Annotated in this window: 15 protein-coding genes; 7 read left to right on the top strand and 8 right to left on the bottom strand. The window is 44.5% G+C overall.

Annotation, left to right across the window (positions count from 1 at the left end; genetic code table 11):
- Nucleotides 1–204: 204 nt before the first annotated feature.
- Both KJB35_RS24830 and KJB35_RS24835 read right to left on the bottom strand, forming a co-directional pair.
- Complete coding sequence (locus KJB35_RS24830; protein ID WP_258650179.1) at nt 205–2,370, bottom strand: heparinase II/III family protein; 2,166 nt, start codon at nt 2,368–2,370, stop codon at nt 205–207.
- Between the two features lie 2 nt (nt 2,371–2,372).
- A complete protein-coding gene (locus KJB35_RS24835) occupies nt 2,373–4,538 on the bottom strand; it encodes a heparinase II/III family protein (protein ID WP_258650177.1) in 2,166 nt (721 codons plus the stop codon).
- Between the two features lie 420 nt (nt 4,539–4,958).
- On the opposite strand from KJB35_RS24835, the gene KJB35_RS24840 reads away from it, so the two are divergent.
- The 4 genes from KJB35_RS24840 to KJB35_RS24855 all read left to right on the top strand — a co-directional run bounded on the left by KJB35_RS24840 (nt 4,959) and on the right by KJB35_RS24855 (nt 9,172).
- Nucleotides 4,959–5,294, top strand: a complete 336-nt coding sequence (locus KJB35_RS24840) for a cupin domain-containing protein (RefSeq protein WP_005450851.1) — start codon at nt 4,959–4,961, stop codon at nt 5,292–5,294.
- A 34-nt stretch (nt 5,295–5,328) separates the two neighbouring features.
- Nucleotides 5,329–6,261 carry a sugar kinase gene (locus KJB35_RS24845; protein WP_005437155.1) on the top strand — a complete coding sequence of 311 codons (933 nt, stop codon included), beginning with the start codon at nt 5,329–5,331 and terminating at the stop codon, nt 6,259–6,261.
- 78 nt (nt 6,262–6,339) lie between these two features.
- A complete protein-coding gene (locus tag KJB35_RS24850) occupies nt 6,340–6,963 on the top strand; it encodes a bifunctional 4-hydroxy-2-oxoglutarate aldolase/2-dehydro-3-deoxy-phosphogluconate aldolase (RefSeq protein ID WP_262634917.1) in 624 nt (207 codons plus the stop codon).
- A gap of 451 nt (nt 6,964–7,414) precedes the next feature.
- Entirely contained in the window at nt 7,415–9,172 is a 1,758-nt protein-coding gene (locus KJB35_RS24855; RefSeq protein WP_268208369.1) for a transporter, read from the top strand.
- 491 nt (nt 9,173–9,663) lie between these two features.
- On the opposite strand, the gene KJB35_RS24860 is transcribed toward KJB35_RS24855, so the two are convergent.
- The 4 genes from KJB35_RS24860 to KJB35_RS24875 all read right to left on the bottom strand — a co-directional run bounded on the left by KJB35_RS24860 (nt 9,664) and on the right by KJB35_RS24875 (nt 13,367).
- Nucleotides 9,664–10,560 carry an NAD(P)-dependent oxidoreductase gene (locus tag KJB35_RS24860; RefSeq protein WP_372051950.1) on the bottom strand — a complete coding sequence of 299 codons (897 nt, stop codon included), beginning with the start codon at nt 10,558–10,560 and terminating at the stop codon, nt 9,664–9,666.
- Nucleotides 10,561–10,974: 414 nt separating this feature from the next.
- On the bottom strand, nt 10,975–11,730 hold the full coding sequence (locus tag KJB35_RS24865; RefSeq protein ID WP_268208372.1) for an SDR family NAD(P)-dependent oxidoreductase: 756 nt from the start codon (nt 11,728–11,730) through the stop codon (nt 10,975–10,977).
- Between the two features lie 608 nt (nt 11,731–12,338).
- A complete protein-coding gene (locus KJB35_RS24870) occupies nt 12,339–12,812 on the bottom strand; it encodes a copper chaperone PCu(A)C (RefSeq protein ID WP_005375841.1) in 474 nt (157 codons plus the stop codon).
- Between the two features lie 93 nt (nt 12,813–12,905).
- Complete coding sequence (locus KJB35_RS24875) at nt 12,906–13,367, bottom strand: hypothetical protein (RefSeq protein WP_005388493.1); 462 nt, start codon at nt 13,365–13,367, stop codon at nt 12,906–12,908.
- A 439-nt stretch (nt 13,368–13,806) separates the two neighbouring features.
- On the opposite strand from KJB35_RS24875, the gene KJB35_RS24880 reads away from it, so the two are divergent.
- Nucleotides 13,807–14,856 carry a Preprotein translocase subunit SecY gene (locus KJB35_RS24880; RefSeq protein ID WP_268208375.1) on the top strand — a complete coding sequence of 350 codons (1,050 nt, stop codon included), beginning with the start codon at nt 13,807–13,809 and terminating at the stop codon, nt 14,854–14,856.
- Nucleotides 14,857–14,952: 96 nt separating this feature from the next.
- Here KJB35_RS24880 and KJB35_RS24885 read toward each other — a convergent pair whose 3' ends face one another.
- On the bottom strand, nt 14,953–15,249 hold the full coding sequence (locus KJB35_RS24885) for a hypothetical protein (protein ID WP_086047333.1): 297 nt from the start codon (nt 15,247–15,249) through the stop codon (nt 14,953–14,955).
- Between the two features lie 149 nt (nt 15,250–15,398).
- Complete coding sequence (locus tag KJB35_RS24890; protein WP_268208380.1) at nt 15,399–16,598, bottom strand: DUF5666 domain-containing protein; 1,200 nt, start codon at nt 16,596–16,598, stop codon at nt 15,399–15,401.
- Nucleotides 16,599–16,687: 89 nt separating this feature from the next.
- Between KJB35_RS24890 and KJB35_RS24895 the strand changes: the two genes are divergently transcribed.
- Nucleotides 16,688–17,356 (top strand): response regulator transcription factor, encoded by a 669-nt coding sequence (locus KJB35_RS24895; protein WP_017820242.1) that lies wholly within the window; start codon nt 16,688–16,690, stop codon nt 17,354–17,356.
- Nucleotides 17,328–18,569: a HAMP domain-containing sensor histidine kinase gene (locus tag KJB35_RS24900; protein ID WP_017634216.1), complete on the top strand. Its 1,242-nt coding sequence runs from the start codon at nt 17,328–17,330 to the stop codon at nt 18,567–18,569. Before KJB35_RS24895 ends, KJB35_RS24900 begins: the two co-directional genes overlap by 29 nt.
- Nucleotides 18,570–18,665 lie beyond the last annotated feature (96 nt).

The raw sequence follows: 18,665 nt of genomic DNA on the forward strand, positions 1-18,665 counted from the left end.
TATATCTATAAGTGGTGTCTTTGATAAGGCGTAAGGTTAAGTTATGTTTGTTTTTCCTAAGAGTTATTAACGGTTTTACTATGATTAAACGCTAATTGATAAGCTCATGTAGAGTCATGTAAACAATCAAAAAAAGCCGAACATGACGTCCGGCTTTGAATTAGTTCCCGATTTTTACATTAATTTTTAGTGACTATCTAAAGATTAAATTTGTGCGAATGCGCCTTCCCAAGTGTAAGTCACACCGTCGAACTCAACGCGATGTGCCGCGTTTTGCTTGTCTTCGTCTAGGTTGCAGATAGCGAAGTGGTAAGCGTTGCCTGTGGTGGTTTGCAGACGAATCACGGTACCCACTTCGTTGTTGCCAACGACGGTTACTGACTCTACTAGACCACGAGCGCCAACCGATGCTTCGATAGACTCGTTGAAGTAACCGTGTGTCTCTAACACAGAAGCAAACACGTGGTTTTGACCAGATTGACGTAGGATCAGTGCTGGTTCGCTCTTCAAGTTGAAGTCTGGATCATTTGCGCCAGTGCGAGTGAAGAACACTTTGCCGCCGTTTGTTGCGCTTGTGATTAGCGAGTAGTAGCTGTTGTCGTGCAACCAGCTTACAAGCGAGCTGCCTTGAACTTGGCCTGAACCCACATTCCATAGATGCTCGTAACCGTTGTCTTCGCCCATTGGACGCAGTGTGCTTTCTACATCGTATTCAAAATCCGTACGGATGATTTGACCAGAGTAGTGCACCGGCAGGTCGTATTGGTGCTCTTGATCTGCTTCGATGCGGTAAACATCAATCACAAGCGGTTTTTCGAATTCTGGCAATTCAGCAAGAATGATGCTGCGCTGCATGTCTACACCGTTGTAGTAACCAGAAATACGACCGCTCATGCCTTGCAGCTTTTCATCATCAGCTTTGAAGAAGTGCTTAGAACCGAACTTGGTTTCTGCTAGCGCTGTGTCGAAGTTGTTTTGCGTTTTTTGGTCAACCGTAACTGTGTTGTGCGCGATTGTCTGCTTACAGTAAGACTTGTTCTCTGGGATGTAACGACCGCCAAATTTAGGCTCAACGTTTACCCAGCGACCAAAGCCGTAATCGTGCAGCACTTCATGACCGCGGTTAAACACGCTCAGGTGCAGACCATCGTAGTGACCGTGGTCTAGCGCTGAGTGGTACTGGTGATCGGAGCCGTGCTGACCAAACCAGATAAGCGCCATGGTGTCGTCGTCTTGTTCGTCACGATGACGAAGAATGCTTACACCGCCTTTTTCGCCTTCTGGGCCGTCTGTTACGAATAGGCTACCCCAGTTGAATGGCTTGATGTTGTCTGCAGCTGCAACCGCATCAGACAATGTTTTGCCTGAGATATGAACCCAAACGTCTTGTTGGTGGTCTGCCATGCCAAGTAGCGTTTCAGACTGCTCGTAACGGTGGAAACATACTGACGTTGCCATGATTACGCCTTCATCGTTAATCGAAATCGTCTTCGACGAATCGTTCAATGCTGGCAAAGTACCATCTGGGAATGCCGTCTTAAATACTGCGTAAGACGTGGTCTTGATGACGGAGTCGTTGAACTCGTAAATACCAAGCTCAGGCTGACGACGTTCAATCGCTTCTGCGAATAGGTAGATTGGACGTAGCGAGAAACGGTGGTAGTAAGGACCTTCCATGTAGTAGCCGTCTGGCGAGAACAGTTGGTCTAACTGAGCTAGGAAGCCGCCGCTAACTTTGTCCAGTTTCAAGCCGTAAAGCGCTTTGTCTACTGCATCTTGATCGTTAATTGCGTAACCACAGATACCGACTGCTGCTACTGCCCACAGACCGTGGTTGTGTACGATGTCGAAGTCGTGACCGTAAGTGACTACGAACAGCTCAATCATTTGTTTGAACAGGTCGTTTTCGATCAGTGTTTTTTGCTCTTCTTCCAATGTGTGGTAAATGCAGCTGTACGCACAAGACGCATATAGCATCCACATGTTCTCGTTCAGAGTTTGGTGGAAGATCTTACCCGGAGGGTTAGAGTCACGGCTGGTGTTGCTCTCTAGCGTCGGGTAAACCTTCGCGTAAGCCGTTAGCATGTCCACGATGTAATCACGGTACTTCTGTTCGCCAGTGATAAGGAATAGGCGACCCGCTAGATCAATGTGGATGTAGTTTTGCTTGTGGCGGTTGTGCTCGTAACCACCGCCTTCGCCGTGACCTGGTACTTCAATCCCCACCTCTGCCATGTAAGCGTCAGTTTGTTTGATGTCACGTGCTAATGCATTTCCTAATAGGCTATCCGTGCCAAGTGCTTTGCTTAGTTCTGCCGCTTCTTCAAAGTTCATTAATAGCGGTTGGTAAGACTGGGTTTGGTAGCTCATTATTATTTCTCCTGCCCGAGTGCGTTCACTTCTAGAGAGTAGAAGCCATTCCAGCTGTAGGTTTTACCGTTCATTTCTACTTGGTGTGGGGTTTGGTCGTCAGCGCCTAGCACATTGCTGATCATCACAGTAACTAGTGATTTTTCAGTCGTGATTTCTACGATGCTGCCAACGGCGTTGTAACCCACGACGCGGATATCTTTCACCTGACCACGTGCATTCACAGACTGCTCAAACTCTTCGTTGAAGTAGCCGTGTGTTTCTAGCACAGAAGCAAATAGCGTCGATTCGCCCTTGCTGCGTAGAATGAATGCCGGTTCGCTACGTAGGTTAAAGCTTGGGTCATTGGCGCCAGTGCGAGTGAAGATTACTTCATTATCACCGTTTTGTTTCGCGCTGCTGCTTGTGCCTAACCAAGTGTAGTAGGTGTTGTTTTGTAGCCAGCTAACCAGCGCCGTATCTTGCACTTTGCCGCTTGCTACTTTCCAAAGGTGTTGGTAACCGAAGTCATCGCCAAGCGTGCTCAGTTCACCAAAGGTTTGGTAATCGAAGTTAGTACGTACGATTTGACCATCGTATTGATGAGAGTAGTCGTACTGATGCCCGCCTTCACCTTCGATGCGGTAAAGGTCTAGCAATAGCGGTGCTTCAAGCTCATCTAGGTTAAGCATGAACACACTGCGCTGCATGTCTGTGTTCGGGTAATGGTCGTTCGCAAACGCGCTCATACCGTTGATTTCAGTGCCTTCTACTTTAAAGAAGTGAGGCAAACCGTGCACTGAGTCAGCGCGGTCTACATCGAAACCATTCTGACATTGCTCATCAATCGTTACCGCGTTGTGCGCGATAGTTTGACGTGCGTACGATTTGTTTTCGTCTAGGTAACGACCGCCGAATTTAGGCTCTACATTTACCCAGCGACAGAAGCCGTATTCACGCAGCACTTCTTGACCACGGTTGAAGAAGGTAATGCCAAGCGTATCGAAGTTACCATGTCCCATGCCGTGTTGGCCGTAGTTCATCACAAGCTGTGACACATCACCGGTTTTATCCTGCATACGGATAAAGCCTTGCGCTCCGTTGTTACCCGTTGGACCTTCGTTTAGTTCCACACTTGGCCAGAAAGGCATACCGATTTCACGGTCTGCGATGGCTTTATCATAGGCTTGAGAAAGCTCAAGACCACAAGGGTGCATCCAAACGGCGTTTTGAATCTTCGCCATGCCTAGGATGTTGTCATCCATACCGTAGTGTTTGCTGTAAACGCTCACTGCAACTTGAACACCCATGTCGGTAATACTCATGGTACGAGATGCATCGTTTAGGGCAGGGAACTCACCATTCGGGTAAGCCGTTGCCAGCATCGCTTGTACTGTGTTGCCAATCACTTTGTCTTTGTAGTTGTAAATGTCTACTTCAGGCATATGACGGTGCACTACTTCTGCAAATACACAAGTTGGACGAATCGCATAACGATGGTAGTACGGACCTTCCATGTAGTAACCAGAAGGGGCGAACAGTTGTGAGATTTGCGCTAGGAAGCCACCGGTATCATCACGGTCTTGACCGTATACCGACATCTCTAGATATTCAGGTTTGCCAATAGCTAGACCACAAATACCAACAGCAGCAACTGCCCAGATACCGTGGTTGTGAATACGGTCGAAATCGTGCGCGTATTTCACTGTGAACATGTCTAGCATTGGTTCGAAAATGCGCTCAACAACGGCTGTGCGCTCTTCTTCTGTCATCACTGATGCCACGCAAGAGTAAGCAAGGCTAGTAAACATTAACCAACAGTGTTCATTAAGGATCTGGTGGAAAAGACGACCTGTTGGGTTAGTGTTTTTCTGTACGTGGAAATCAAAAGTGAGGTACTTCTCTGCGTAAATAGCGAGAAGATCTTTAACGAACTGCGCGTACTTTTCTTCTTGAGTGATCAAGAACAAACGACCCGCTAAGTTCATGTAGGTATAGTTTTGTTTGTGACGGTTGTGCTCGTAGCCACCCGCTTCGCCGTGACCTGGTACGTCTAGAGGTAGACGCATGAAGGCTTCAAGTTCCTTGCGATTCGCTTCAATGGATTTGCCCATTAAGCTCGGCTTTCCGACTTCCTTTCTTAGTAGTTCGACTTCTGCTTCAGTCAACAAAATCGGTTGTGTAGTCATTTCTTTACCACCCTCAGATGAAGTGTGTTGTTTTCTTAAACTTTCTATAAAGTAATACAATATTAAGTTTGGGTGTAGTTTTTGTGGCAAAAAGGGAGAGTGAAATCACGCGAATTTAGCTAACCCATTGATTTATATTGTTGTGGTAATCCTTGCTGTGACTGATGTTTCGGCGTTATCAATCGTTAAGTGGAATGCTTTAGCTAGCACCGTTTGATGAATATCACATATTTTTAGATATATTGTATTACAATTAAAATAGATCGGATATGCTCGTTACCAATTCGACAGCAGACCCTTTCGCTTCGCGTTTCACTTTTATCAATACGACGCTTTTTTAAGAGGACCTTTTAATTAAGCATGGTTAAGAATGAAGTGCCGTAGGGTTCGCTTTAATAGAGACTTTTTAGGAGTATGACGATGAATTCTTTCTTTGTATTAGATGAGAACCCGTGGGAAGAGCTAGGCGGCGGTATCAAACGTAAAATTGTTGCTTACACAGATGACCTAATGGCGGTTCACCTATGTTTTGATAAAGGCGCGATTGGCGCTCCGCATACTCACGAAATCCACGATCAAATCGGTTACGTAGTACGTGGCAGCTTTGAAGCGGAAATCGAAGGCGAGAAGAAAGTACTAAAAGAAGGCGACGCATACTTTGCTCGTAAGCACATGATGCACGGTGCGGTTGCACTAGAGCAAGACAGCATTCTTCTAGACATCTTCAACCCAGCACGTGAAGATTTCTTAAAATAATCTATAGCGCAACCTCAGTTGCTAAGGTGACAACATGAAATCATTAAACATCGCGGTCATTGGCGAATGTATGGTTGAGCTACAGAAAAAGGAAGGTCAGCTAAAGCAGTCATTCGGTGGTGATACGTTGAATACCGCACTGTATTTATCTCGTTTGACCAAAGCTCACGATATTAAAACCAGCTATGTAACGGCTCTGGGTAACGATCCTTTTAGCCAAGAAATGCTATCAGCATGGCAAGAAGAGGGCATCGATACTAGTCTGGTTCTTTCTGTTAAAGAAAAGCAACCAGGTATCTACTACATCGAAACCGATGAAACTGGCGAACGTTACTTCCACTACTGGCGTAACGAAGCGGCCGCTAAGTTCCTATTCGAACAAAACGAGTCTCCGCTATTAGTCGACAAACTTTACTCGTACGATGCGGTTTACTTGAGCGGTATTACATTAGCGATCCTTACTGAAGAAGGTAAGACGCAACTGTTTGGCTTCCTTGAGCGCTTCAAGGCACAAGGTGGTAAGGTTATTTTCGATAACAACTACCGTCCTAAATTGTGGGAAAGCCGCGAGAATGCCATGTCTTGGTACCTTAAGATCCTTAAGCACACAGATATCGCACTGCTCACATTTGAAGATGAGCAAATGCTTTACGGTGACGAGCATCTAGAACAGTGCATCGAGAGAACCTCTGCACTGGGCGTGGATGAAATCATCATCAAACGTGGTAGCAAAGATTGCTTGGTTGTCGCGAATGGCGAAGCGCAATATGTGGCGCCAAACAAAGTCGACAACGTGATTGATACAACAGCGGCTGGTGATTCTTTCAGTGCAGGCTTCTTGGCGAAGCGTTTGACTGGCGGCAATGCAGCGGAATCGGCTTACTCTGGCCACTGTATGGCTGGCGCGGTAATTCAACATAAAGGTGCCATCATTCCACGTGAAGTGATGCCAGATCTTCCTTTGTAATTCTTTTGCGGAGCGTTGAGTAATCGGCGCTCCGCAGTGATTTATTGAACTCAAGTTAACGACGACGAGTACACTCTTATGACGACATTAAACGAACAACTAGCAAACCTAAAAGTAATTCCTGTTATTGCCATTAACAAAGCAGAAGATGCGATTCCTCTAGGCCGCACTTTGGTTGAAAACGGTATGCCTTGCGCTGAAATCACGTTCCGCACAGAGTGTGCTGCAGAAGCGATTCGTGCTATGCGCGCTGAGTTCCCAGAAATGCTGATCGGTGCAGGTACGATCCTAACTAACGAGCAAGTTGACCAAGCGATCGAAGCTGGTGTGGACTTTATAGTAAGCCCTGGCTTTAACCCTCGCACGGTTCAATACTGCCTAGACAAAAGTGTGGCTATCGTACCTGGCGTAAACAACCCAAGCCTAGTTGAGCAAGCGATGGAAATGGGTCTGCGTACACTTAAGTTCTTCCCTGCTGAGCCATCTGGCGGTGTTGGTATGCTTAAAGCACTTACGGCGGTTTACCCTGTGAAATTCATGCCAACAGGTGGCGTGAGCCTAGGTAACGTAGACGAGTACTTGTCTATCCCTTCAGTACTGGCATGTGGCGGTACTTGGATGGTTCCAACAAAACTTATCGATGAAGGTAAGTGGGATGAACTAGGGACACTGGTTCGCGACGCAGTAGCTCACGTAGCATAAGTGTCGTAACACCCCGATAAAACTAGCGAAAAGAATGAAAAGCGAGCCTCAGTGCTCGCTTATTTGTGTTTGAAAGCTTTAAAGAGGCGAGAGTTAAGAATCGCATTCATATAAATCCTACTTTCTATCCAATTTTTTCGAAACATCTCATTACGTTTCCTTCAAAGAAATGCCGCGCATTTTTGATCTTCAGACAAAGCGCGAAGAAGAAAAATATTCCATACTCTAATAAATTTCAATTAGACAATTTGTATTACAATATGTTGAGGCGTTCTGAGTGGCAATTATCTCCTAGAAAGCCATTGGTCTAAGAAAGTAAGGGATTTGACGTGTTTTTTTCGTTAAATAACTTATGCTTTAGATCACAATTAAAGCTTATTGTAGTACAAATGGGGTTATGAGAAGAGTAGTCTAGACGTTAGAAAATGATCAAACTTGAAAGGCTGAAAAAATGACTATTGATACTCTTGTTGTTCTTGCCTACTTCTTCTTCTTAGTTGCAATTGGTTGGATGTTCCGTAAGTTCACTACCTCAACCAGTGACTACTTCCGAGGGGGCGGTAAGATGTTATGGTGGATGGTAGGTGCTACCGCCTTCATGACGCAATTTTCAGCATGGACGTTTACAGGTGCCGCAGGACGCGCGTTCAACGACGGTTTCGTTGTTGTAATCCTATTCTTAGCCAACGCATTTGGCTACTTTATGAACTACCTCTATTTTGCTCCAAAGTTCCGCCAACTACGTGTAGTGACGGCGATTGAAGCAATTCGTCAACGTTTTGGTAAGACTTCAGAGCAGTTCTTCACTTGGGCTGGTATGCCAGACAGCTTGATCTCGGCCGGTATTTGGTTGAATGGTCTTGCGATTTTCGTGGCAGCGGTCTTCAACATTCCTATGGAAGCGACCATCATCGTTACGGGCTTAGTGCTAATGCTAATGGCGGTAACAGGCGGCTCTTGGGCGGTTGTTGCATCTGACTTTATGCAGATGCTGGTTATCATGGCAGTGACGATCACTTGTGCGGTGGCGGCATACTTCCATGGTGGCGGTATTGGAAACATCGTGTCGAACTTTCACGGCGACTTCATGCTGGGTAACAACCTGAACTACTTCAGTATCTTTATCCTTTGGGTTGTGTTCATCTTTGTTAAACAGTTCGGTGTCATGAACAACAGCATCAACGCTTACCGCTACTTATGTGCAAAAGACAGTGAAAACGCACGTAAAGCTGCAGGTCTTGCATGTGTGCTGATGATTGTTGGTCCTATCATCTGGTTCCTACCACCTTGGTACGTTGCGGCATTTATGCCTGATTTCGCAGAGCAATACGGCTCAGTAGGTGGTGATGCAGCATACCTAGCATTCGTACAAAACGTAATGCCAGCAGGTATGGTGGGTCTTCTTATGTCAGCAATGTTTGCGGCGACCATGTCTTCAATGGACTCTGGTCTTAACCGTAACGCGGGCATCTTTGTGATGAACTTCTACAGCCCGATTGTGCGTCCACAAGCGTCGCAAAAAGAACTGGTTATCGTGAGTAAAGCAACGACTATCGTGATGGGCTTCATCATCATTGGTATCGGTCTATTCATTAACTCACTACGTCACTTGAGCCTGTTCGATATCGTACTGAACGTCGGTGCATTAATTGGCTTCCCAATGCTGATTCCTGTACTACTTGGTATGTGGATTCGTAAGACGCCGGATTGGGCTGGTTGGGCAACACTGGTTGTTGGTGGCTTTGTTTCTTACATCTTCGGTATCTCACTACAAGCAGAAGATGTAGAGCGCCTATTCGGTCTAGAGCAAGCGTTTACAGGACGTGAGTGGGCAGACCTAAAAGTTGGCTTGAGCTTAGCGGCACACGTTATCTTCACCGGTGGTTTCTTCTTGCTGACAACGCTCTTCTACAAAGGTCTATCACCTGAACGTGAGAAAGAAGTGGACCAATTGTTCGATAACTGGAATACGCCACTTGTGGCTGATAGCGAAGAGCAGCAGAACCTAGATACAAAACAGCGCGGCATGCTTGGTAAGCTTATCAGCGTAGCGGGCTTCGGTATCCTAGCTATGGCTCTAATTCCAAATGAACCATCTGGTCGACTACTGTTTATCTTGTGTGGTGCGATTGTTCTCTCGGTGGGTGTTCTATTGGTGAACGCAGCCCGAGGGCCTAAAAGCCCAAAGTTAGCTAACGCGAAAAGCTAACCAAAGTTAAAGACTCTCAATGAAAAATCCCGCGGTGTTAAAGCCGTGGGATTTTTTGATCACGCTGACTGAGAAAGCGTGGCGCATCGTTTGTTGTTATTCGTTGTATTGGGGAACTCCCAATAAGGTGCGACTATATTCGCATTAGAGTCGTCAGCCTAAAGCGAAAAAGCAATCTAACTTTCTTTGCACGCTGTGTTTACACTTTACACCCCAAACCTGATGCTTTGTCTATTTAAATAAATATGTGTGCCTTCTTAGCAAAGAAAAAGCATTAAATCAGACGTAGCTTTAATGAGGCGTACGCCAGAAATAGGAGAGAGGTTTTGAAGTGTTAGTGGAAAATATATAAGAGAATTGGAAGAGGCAGCCCTGCAAAACCTTAATGGAGTGGCTAGGGTATCAAGGAGTGATGAGCGTCAGGGGAAGAGGAAAAACAAAAAAAGCCCAGCTACATTAGTAGCTGGGCTTTTAGTCACAACTGAGTGTGACTAAGCTTCTAGCTCTGCAAAGTAGTCGAAGATGACTGGAACGTCATTTTGACCAAGGCCTTTATCAACTGCTGCTTGTAGACTCTTAGAAGTGCCCTCTGCAATCAGGGAAGTTGTACCAAGCTCTTCGCATAGAGCAAGGAAGTAACCGAGGTCTTTGTTTGCGTTTGCAACAGAGAAGCCTAGTTTTTCTTCGCCATCTACGGCGTAAAACTTACAGAATTGCATAAATGGTGAGTTTGATGGTCCTGCAGACATGATGTCGAATAATTGTTGACCATCAACACCAGCACGTTTAGCAACAGCAAATGCCTGAGACATGGTTGCTACGGTTGTCATACCCATAAAGTTATTCACAAGCTTAGTTACGTGACCAGAGCCTAGTGCGCCAAGGTGGAATACGTTTTCACCTTGATCGTCCAGCACTGGCTTAACCTTATTGAATGTTTCGACGTCGCCTGCGGCCATGATGTTCAGTAAACCATCTTTTGCGTGGGCAGGTGTACGACCTAGAGGCGCATCAATCATACCAGCCCCTTTCTTAGCAAGGTCAGCGCCAATCTTCTTCGTTGAAGCTGGAATAGATGTACCGAAGTCGATGAGTGTTTTACCTTCTGACATGCCAGCTAGAACACCAGTGTCTCCGTAAACAACTTTTTCGACAACTTCAGATGTTGTTAGGCACAGCATCACGATATCACTTTTCTCTGCTAGCTCTTTACCTGAAGAAGCTTCAGAAGCGTTTCCACGAGCTAGTACTGCGTCAACAGCATCTTTATTGAGGTCCATTACAGCAACTTCGTAACCACGTTTCTGTAGGTTTTCAACCATGTTTCCGCCCATCAAGCCTAGGCCGATGAAACCAATGATAGGTTTAGTCATTTTAACTCCAAAAATACTATTGTATGATTATATTGCTTGTTAGTAATCATAATGACTATTGTGGCTTTTGCAATTGAAAATTATGAGCATAGCGGGCTTGGGATGAATTTTTTCTAAAAGTGAGATGTAAGTAAGGTTTGTGGGGGTTTTATTCATTAGTGTATATAAGAAAAGCGGATTCATTACGCTTCCATTTTATCGTGAACAAAGCCTTTAGGAGGCTTAAATAACGTAAAAATAAGATTTATTGTAATACAAGTGATTTTGTTTCAGCTAGAGGAATACTGTCTATACCAAAAATGGGTGAAACGTTCCAGATGGGGTGAAAGGCGAGGTGGTATAAGGATAAGCCGCAGTACAAACATACTGCGGCCGTTATCAAATCAGTACTAAAGCGTACTTACTGATAGGTAAAAAGACTTATTGGTACTAAATGCCTAAAGCTTGACCACCACCAATTTGCAGTGTTTCTGCGGTAATGAATGATGCATCTTTACTTACCAGAAAAGAGATAGCAGAGGCGACTTCCTCTGGCTGGCCTAGGCGTCCAAGCATAATACTGTCTGCCCAAGAAGCAAATACTTCAGGCTTGGTTGCTTTGATTTGAGCATGGAATGGTGTATCGATAGTGCCAGGAGATACTGCATTGACTCGAATTCCTGCCGGAGCTAACTCTTTAGCTAAAGCGCGAGTTAATGTATGAACGGCGGCTTTTGATGTACCGTAAATACCTGCACCTGGACCACCTGCATTCCAAGCAGCGTTTGAAGTGAAGTTGATAATTGATGCGTTATCAGACTTTTTTAGAAATGGAATCGCTGCGCGTGATATGAAGAATGCACTATCGAGGTTTAAAGCCATGACTTTACGGAAAAAAGCAGTTTCCATACCTTCAATAGGACTACGACCACCAAGACCACCTGCGTTATTAACGACAACATCGATTTTGCCGTATTTTTCACCAATAGCATTGATGTTTTCATCGACGGCATGTTCATCTGTAACGTCAAAACCGTAGTATTCAGCCTCAATCCCTGCGTTATGTAGTTTGGAGACACACTCCGAACCTTTTTCATCTTCAATGCCGTTTAGAATGACCGTGTATCCATCCTGACCAAGACGCTTTGCCACTTGGAAGCCGATACCGCCAGTAGCACCAGAAATAAATGCAATTTTAGTAGACATAATGGTGTTCTCTCATGTTTGTAGAGTTGGAAAGGATTTTTCATTTAACATAGGGTATTATTGTAATACAAATGGTTTTAATAAACAGAGAAACACCAACAATGAGAAGTCGATCACGTACTTTTTTGAGATGCTGACTCATCCAGTGGCATATATCGACTTTTACGGTCGTGCATGATTTGTATCTAGTCAGGAGAATCGGGATATATAAACAATTGAGCATATAGCTGCCGGCTTAGCTCGTTGGGCTGAGGTTTGTTTCAAGTAGAAAGAAAGCCGATTAACAGTGGGTCTTTGTTGCCAAACTTATGATTTCATTTAGGCTTGCCAAGTGATGGTTGGAGAACTTTGTCGAGAGGTTGAGTTTTAAGCGGGTAGGGAACCTTTTTAGGATCTTAAGTCTTTCAAGGTCATTCTGAATAGTGAGGGACGAGCGTGATTTAGAATCTCTTGCCCGAGCACGCTGTTATGATATGTGACCCCGTTTCGCCGAGCGTTATTCATCACCATTATTCTGAAGAGTCGAGTTAGGATCTACCGGAATAATGATTTTGACTAAGCTGAGATAAAAATGCCCGCTAAATCAGCGGGCACTTTTGTTTACGTCATTAATGGTGCATGTGTTTTTCCATGTGACCTTGTTTTTCAACCGCCATTTCTACTTCCACTTTACCCGCGTTTTTGAATGTTAACGTCATAGGGAAGCGGTCGCCTTCTTTAAGAGTTTGTGTTGGGTTAAAAATCATTAAATGGAAGCTGCCTGGCTTAAACAACACTGAGTCATTGGCTGGAACGCGCACTTCGTCAATCTTAATCATTTTCATCACACCATCTTCTTTCTTATGCGTGTGAATTTCGACATGCCCTGCGATTGGGCTTTCTGCTGCGATCAATGCATCTTCACTGTCACCGTGGTTGGTTAATTGAAAAAAACCACCGATAACAGGTGCGTTTGGTGGCGCTTCGCGGCTCCATGGATGGTCGATATGAATTTTTCCTGCTTCATAATCGTGCGCTAAACTCAGTGGGCTAGCGATGACAGCAATAAGCGCGATAGCGGCGGTTTTTAATGATTTAAGCATGTGTTTTTCCTTTTGAATTAATAGCTTCTCTGAATGGACAACAAACAGAGTCATCGTTATTTTTGAATAAGGTTGTCAATGATTAGATGCCTGTTAGGCAGGAAAAACACTCGGCGGAGAGTGCTTAGGCGCGATGTGTTTGTAAACGAGCTTATCGCATTTAGAAAAGTGATAAGTCGTCAGTGCATACTTTACTCGGCGCAGCCAATGGATGGTTGTCAGGTAAAGCCCAATCGCAACCAGAAGAAAGAATTGAACAGCTTGAAGAAGCGGGCATTCAAACTGAAAGCCGTCGTGTAAGTTAAGATCTTGGATAAGCTTAGAAGAAGATTGAGCGTTAGCCTCAATCAACGTATTGATATCCACCCATTTGAAACCATCTGCGGTACACAGTAAAACCTTTTCACTTTGGACTTTGTTGAGCCAAGTTGTGCTGTGAACTTGTGTAGGGTTAAGAGCGGCTGTGGACGCTAAATACAACTGAAACAACACCGCGATAATAACCGCAATAGCGTGCAAGCGATGGTGTTTGTGCTGTATTAGAGTGTTTTCCATACAATTGAGTGCTTATCTTCTTCGGCGCGGGATACTAACAAATTAACCAAACAATGTAATTATCAGTTTACTAAAAGGTGATGCAAGTGTGCGTTATTTGTTTTATTGTCTATTTTTAACGCTTTAATGTCTTGATTCGGCTGATATTCACAACCTCCAATTCAACTTGTCAGTCTTGCCTAGTCGCTTTTGAAGATACCGAATTAATCTCTCTTATATGTCACTGAAGCTTCGGTTAGTGGGTGTCGTGGTGGTGTTTTTACGTGCTAGATTTGGCTGATATCGATTCAAAATGCCTACCGAATCTTCACTTGTTTTTCATTAACGGAATTATGACAGTAATTTAATAAAGGATACGGTATTCTGCGCTCCTTTGTACATGCCAGAAACGTCCGTCCTACTTAGTAGGAGGGGCGATTAATCTTAAGAAATTTCTCAAATGAAATACGAACAACAGATTGGATATCGATACCCTAAAGGTCGATTTGCCATGGTGAGTGTATACGCATTCACTGGTGCTGCGATTTTAGCATCGACTATTTTTTCTCTATTGCTATTTTTGTCTATCGACGAAAATCCGATGATGCAAACCTTATTTGGTGGTTTAGCGATCATTTTTGAAGCGGGTAAATTTTACGCTTGGTATGAATACGGTGAGCGCCGAGCCCATCGCAACTACACAGGAGCAGCAACCGCTCTCGTGTTGTATTTAGTCTTAGCTGCGATTTCCATTGGCGGTAGTATTGGTGGCATTAATAGTGCAACCAATAGTGCACAAAGTCATATTTCGGTAGAGCAGGCGAAAGTGGAAGCGTTTAATCGTCAGATTGCGGCAATCGATAAGCAGATTGAGCTCAACAATATGGCAGCGCAGAAATACATCGAGATGGAGCGTATCGCGACTGGTGTAACTCGCATTCAGGATCAAAACAAAACCTTACGTGAAGAGCAGCAACGCTTGGCTATGGAGCGTGATAGTTTACCGCCGGTTACGCAAGGCTCAGTGATTGGTTTGATTGATAGCCTAGCCAACGCATTTGGTACCACCTCTCAGCAAGCTCAGCTTGGCTTGGTTGTATTTCTTTCGATTCTTTTGGACTTCTTTGCTGCATTTTTTGTTGGCTTGATTGGTGAAGAGCAACGGTTCCGATATTTCTATCGCAGAAATGAGGGCATGATATTGAAAACAGTTCGCGATATAGACCCAGCGCCTGCGGGTTATCTTCCTCATATAAAAGAGGAAGAAGAGCAAGAAATACCAGTAGCGCCGGAGCCAGAAGAACCAAAGGAACCGAAAACCTTGTTAGAGCAAGTTAGCGATGCACTTAAAACGCATCAAATTACGTGCACCAAAAAAGCCGTTGCTAAACAGTTTAGGCTGTCTGCGGAAGAGGTAGACAAGGTATTTGAAGAATTGGCAGAGCTCGGTTTAGTGGGGAAAAAAGCTAACCACCATTATCATTGGATAGGTGAAGCAGAAACCGCATAATTGGTTATCTATTAGAGTTCGGAAAGAGCGTCAATCGGCGCTCTTTTTTTGGGGAGGGGGGAGTTTCGCTATTAAAGTTAACTACAAGAAAGCGTATCAATCTTTATTGAGCTTTTTGGTTACGTCTTTCACCGTTTTCTTCTCTTTTTCCGGTGTAATTGCATCAACAGCTTTACCCGCCACCCCTTCATCTGGCAATTTGTCTTTTCCTGCATCAACTGCGGTATCTTTCAGTGCCTCTTTAGGCGTACAGCGACCACCAACACCAACCACGGCTTTTGTCGCAGCGGCTTTAGCTGCCTTTTCTGCATCGCAGTCAGGATCCATAACGCTAGCTAAGCTCGTGGCTGAACCAAAAAACAAGATTAACAAAATGAGGTTGCGTTTTTTCATATTCGTCACCAATGTTGTGAAACATAGGTAAAGTGTAACGGAGAGAAAAGGCTTTGACTGAGAATTTGTTGGTTTGAGCTTGGGAAGCAAAGTAAGGTGAAAAGAACAAGTGCCACCGAAGTGACACTTTTTCTTAAGCGTAGAAGGGATTAGTTGTCGTAAACGTCTAACTCCACTTCACGGGCAATATTTTGCTCGTTAATGATCACACCTTCGACTTCGACACGAGCACCATTTAGGTTAAGTTCTTCAATGCCTTGGAAGCGTGTTTGTGCATCAATCACAACGGTGGTGTTAGTTAGTACTTGATCAGCATCATTCTCACAATGCTCGATTTCAAATGTTCTTGCTTCAGCATCGTAGTTTGATACGTATCCTTCACATTCAAATTCTTTACCTTGCCATTGGTTGTTATCGTCAAAGTCTGGTTGCTCAAACTCAATAACGGTAGCGATGCGTTTGCCATTTTTCATGACAGACGTTACTTCCACTTCTTGGCCTTGTTTTAGGTTCGCTTTGCTGCCATCTTCAAATCGTGTTGCGTTATCGATGAAGAATGCACCTCGGTAGTTTAGTGAGAACTCACGGTAGTCATTTGCAACCCAAGTGACGATGCCTTCCACATCGCTGTCATTGCTTATGACGTCGTAGCCTTCAACTTCTACCTCATGTGCCATGAAGATACCGTTTTGCATTTCACCTTCGGCTTCAATCCATTGACCAATGCTAAGCTGGTTAACGTTGTTATATGTCACCGTTACTTTTCCACCTAACTTAAATGTTCCAGCATTTGCATCGATACTGGTAATACGGCCTTCCAGTTCGTAGTCGTTATCAAGTGCTGGGTAATCGTTATCTACGTCGAGCTCGACCACAGACAACACTCGATAACCCGCATCAGCAGTTGGCAATGATGACACCATCACCCAGTCGTTGACCTCTATATCATCACTGAAATCGTCAAGCTGCAGCTCTACGCCGTTTACCGTGAATTTTTTCTTCACATGATCAATTGCTGTCACACGTCCAGTAATGGTTGGTTCAAGTATGACTCGGACGCCATTGTCCGAAGTTTGCCGAATATCTGAACCCACGCGAACCACCATTTTTGGTTTTACATCGGCCAGTTGCACTTGTGTGTCGTCATAAACCACCTCAGACACACGATACGTATGTCCATTGACGGTTAACGTGCTTTCTTCAGCGTTGACCGCTTCAACAGAGCCAATCGCTACACTTGGTTTCACTGCTGGTTGAGTTGATGTGCTATCGCTATTGCTGCCACCACCTGAACCACCACAACCAGACAATGCCAAACCTACTACAGAAATAAGAGCGAGTTTTTTCATTGTATTAACCTCAATTTACGAGCGAGTTTAGGAAATTGCCTGTATCTTATTGGGCATATCGTGAAGAGATCGTGAAGAAATGTGATTTTATGAAAATTTTAATTGTAGATGACAACCATAACGTCTCGGAGACGATTGCAGACTATCTTGAGCTAGAAGGCATGATTATCGATTGTGCGTTTCATGGAGAGGCTGCGATTAAGTTAATCGAGGAAAATCATTACGATGTAATCATCATGGATATCATGATGCCGAAGCTCGATGGCATCAGTACGGTACAGAAGCTTCGACAAGATAAGTTATGTGGAACGCCAATTCTCTTCCTAACGGCAAAAGATACGCTAGAGGACAAAATCGCGGCTTTTAAAGCGGGGGGAGATGATTATTTAATGAAGCCATTTGCGATGGAAGAGCTCAGTTTGCGTGTTCATGCTTTGGCTAATCGTGGTCCAAGACAAGATATCGGAACGCTCAAATTTGCAGATATTTGTTTAGATGCGCGGACAGGAAAAGTAACGAGAAAAGACAAAGAAATTAAGCTGAGTCGAATTCAAACTAAAATTTTAAAATTGCTCCTCCAACGTGCTCCAGCAGCGGTCTCGCGCACAGAAGTGATCGATAGTGTGTGGGGAGACGAACCACCCGGAAGTGATGCACTTCGTAGCCATATTTACGGTTTAAGAACCGCGCTAGACAAAGGTTTTGAAGAATCACGATTAGAGACTATTCATGGACAAGGTTACCGACTTAAAGCATAACGAATATCCAAGCATTTATCGCAAGATCCGTTGGGGTTTTGGGGTCATGACGTTTGTGATGTTTACTCTTTTTTGGTCGCTGATTTATGTGGCAGAAAACAAACTGGAAGTGCTGAGTTTACATCACTGGCTAGATACTGAAGCTGCGCTTTATAGTGAGAATTTCGAGAAACAGGGCTGGGATGCGCCATTGCCAAACGTATTGGAATTCAACTCATATTGGAGTGAAGCACCGACACCCGATTGGTTGCTCTCTTTTACTTCACCTGGTTTTTACGAATACCTGCTTGGTGAAGAAGACAAACACTTTGTTGTATTGAACCACCCCTCAGGGAAGGGGCTTATGTACATTGTATTTCAAGATGACTCAGATGATTACTTGGACGAATACGAAAGCTCGCTGCATCAGTTTACGCTGCTGCTCGGTGGTTTGTTTTCATTTGTCATGGTTGGGTATGGCATTTACATGGTGCGAATATTGTCTCGGCCATTAGCGCAAATTGAAGACAAAATTAGCCAAATGTCACCGGATCAACCCGCTTTCCAAGTTGAAACTAAGTTCAGCGAAACACGCCAGATAGAGCAGACTTTGCTGGATAATAAGAACGATATCGCGGGCTATTTCAAACGAGAACAAGAATTTAGCCGTTTTGCATCGCATGAGTTGAGAACGCCAATCATGGTGATTAAAGGCTCAACAGACATTCTGACGCGTCTTCCTGATCAACCTCGAGTTGCGCAAAAAGCCATCACGAGGATGCAGTCAGCTTGTGACGAGATGCGTGTACTGACAGAAGCGTTTCTCTTACTTGGTAAAGAGAAAATAGAGCCTCAACATTACGGAGAGCATCAGCTTCTTACTTGTTTACAAAAACAACTGGAAGAGCTGGCTCCTTTATTTGCCAAGCAAGATTCGAACTACGCTTTGCACGAACAACATAGTGGTGTAGTGAAGGCACCAGAGAGTTTTGTGACCATTGTTATCAACAATCTGATTAAAAACGCCTTTAGCTATAGTGTGGGAGATATTGAAATTGAGTTGAAAGGTCATGCGCTTAAGATCCTAAACCGTCACGATGGCAACGAGACGTACAACGCTGGTTATGGTTGTGGGCTTGTTATCGTACAACGAATATGTGAACGGATGGGGTGGGCGTTAGTACTGGACGATGATGGTGTTCGATTTAGTGCAAAAGTGGAGTTCTGCTCTTAGCTTTGCGCGTATTGATTCAAGTGAGAATTAACGCTCTGGATTTTTCTTGTCGTACGCATCTAACCCGTAGTCAAACAAGAAAAAACTGGAATTTGA

The organism is Vibrio sp. D431a (assembly GCF_030248655.1).
Classification (GTDB): Bacteria; Pseudomonadota; Gammaproteobacteria; order Enterobacterales; family Vibrionaceae; genus Vibrio; species Vibrio alginolyticus.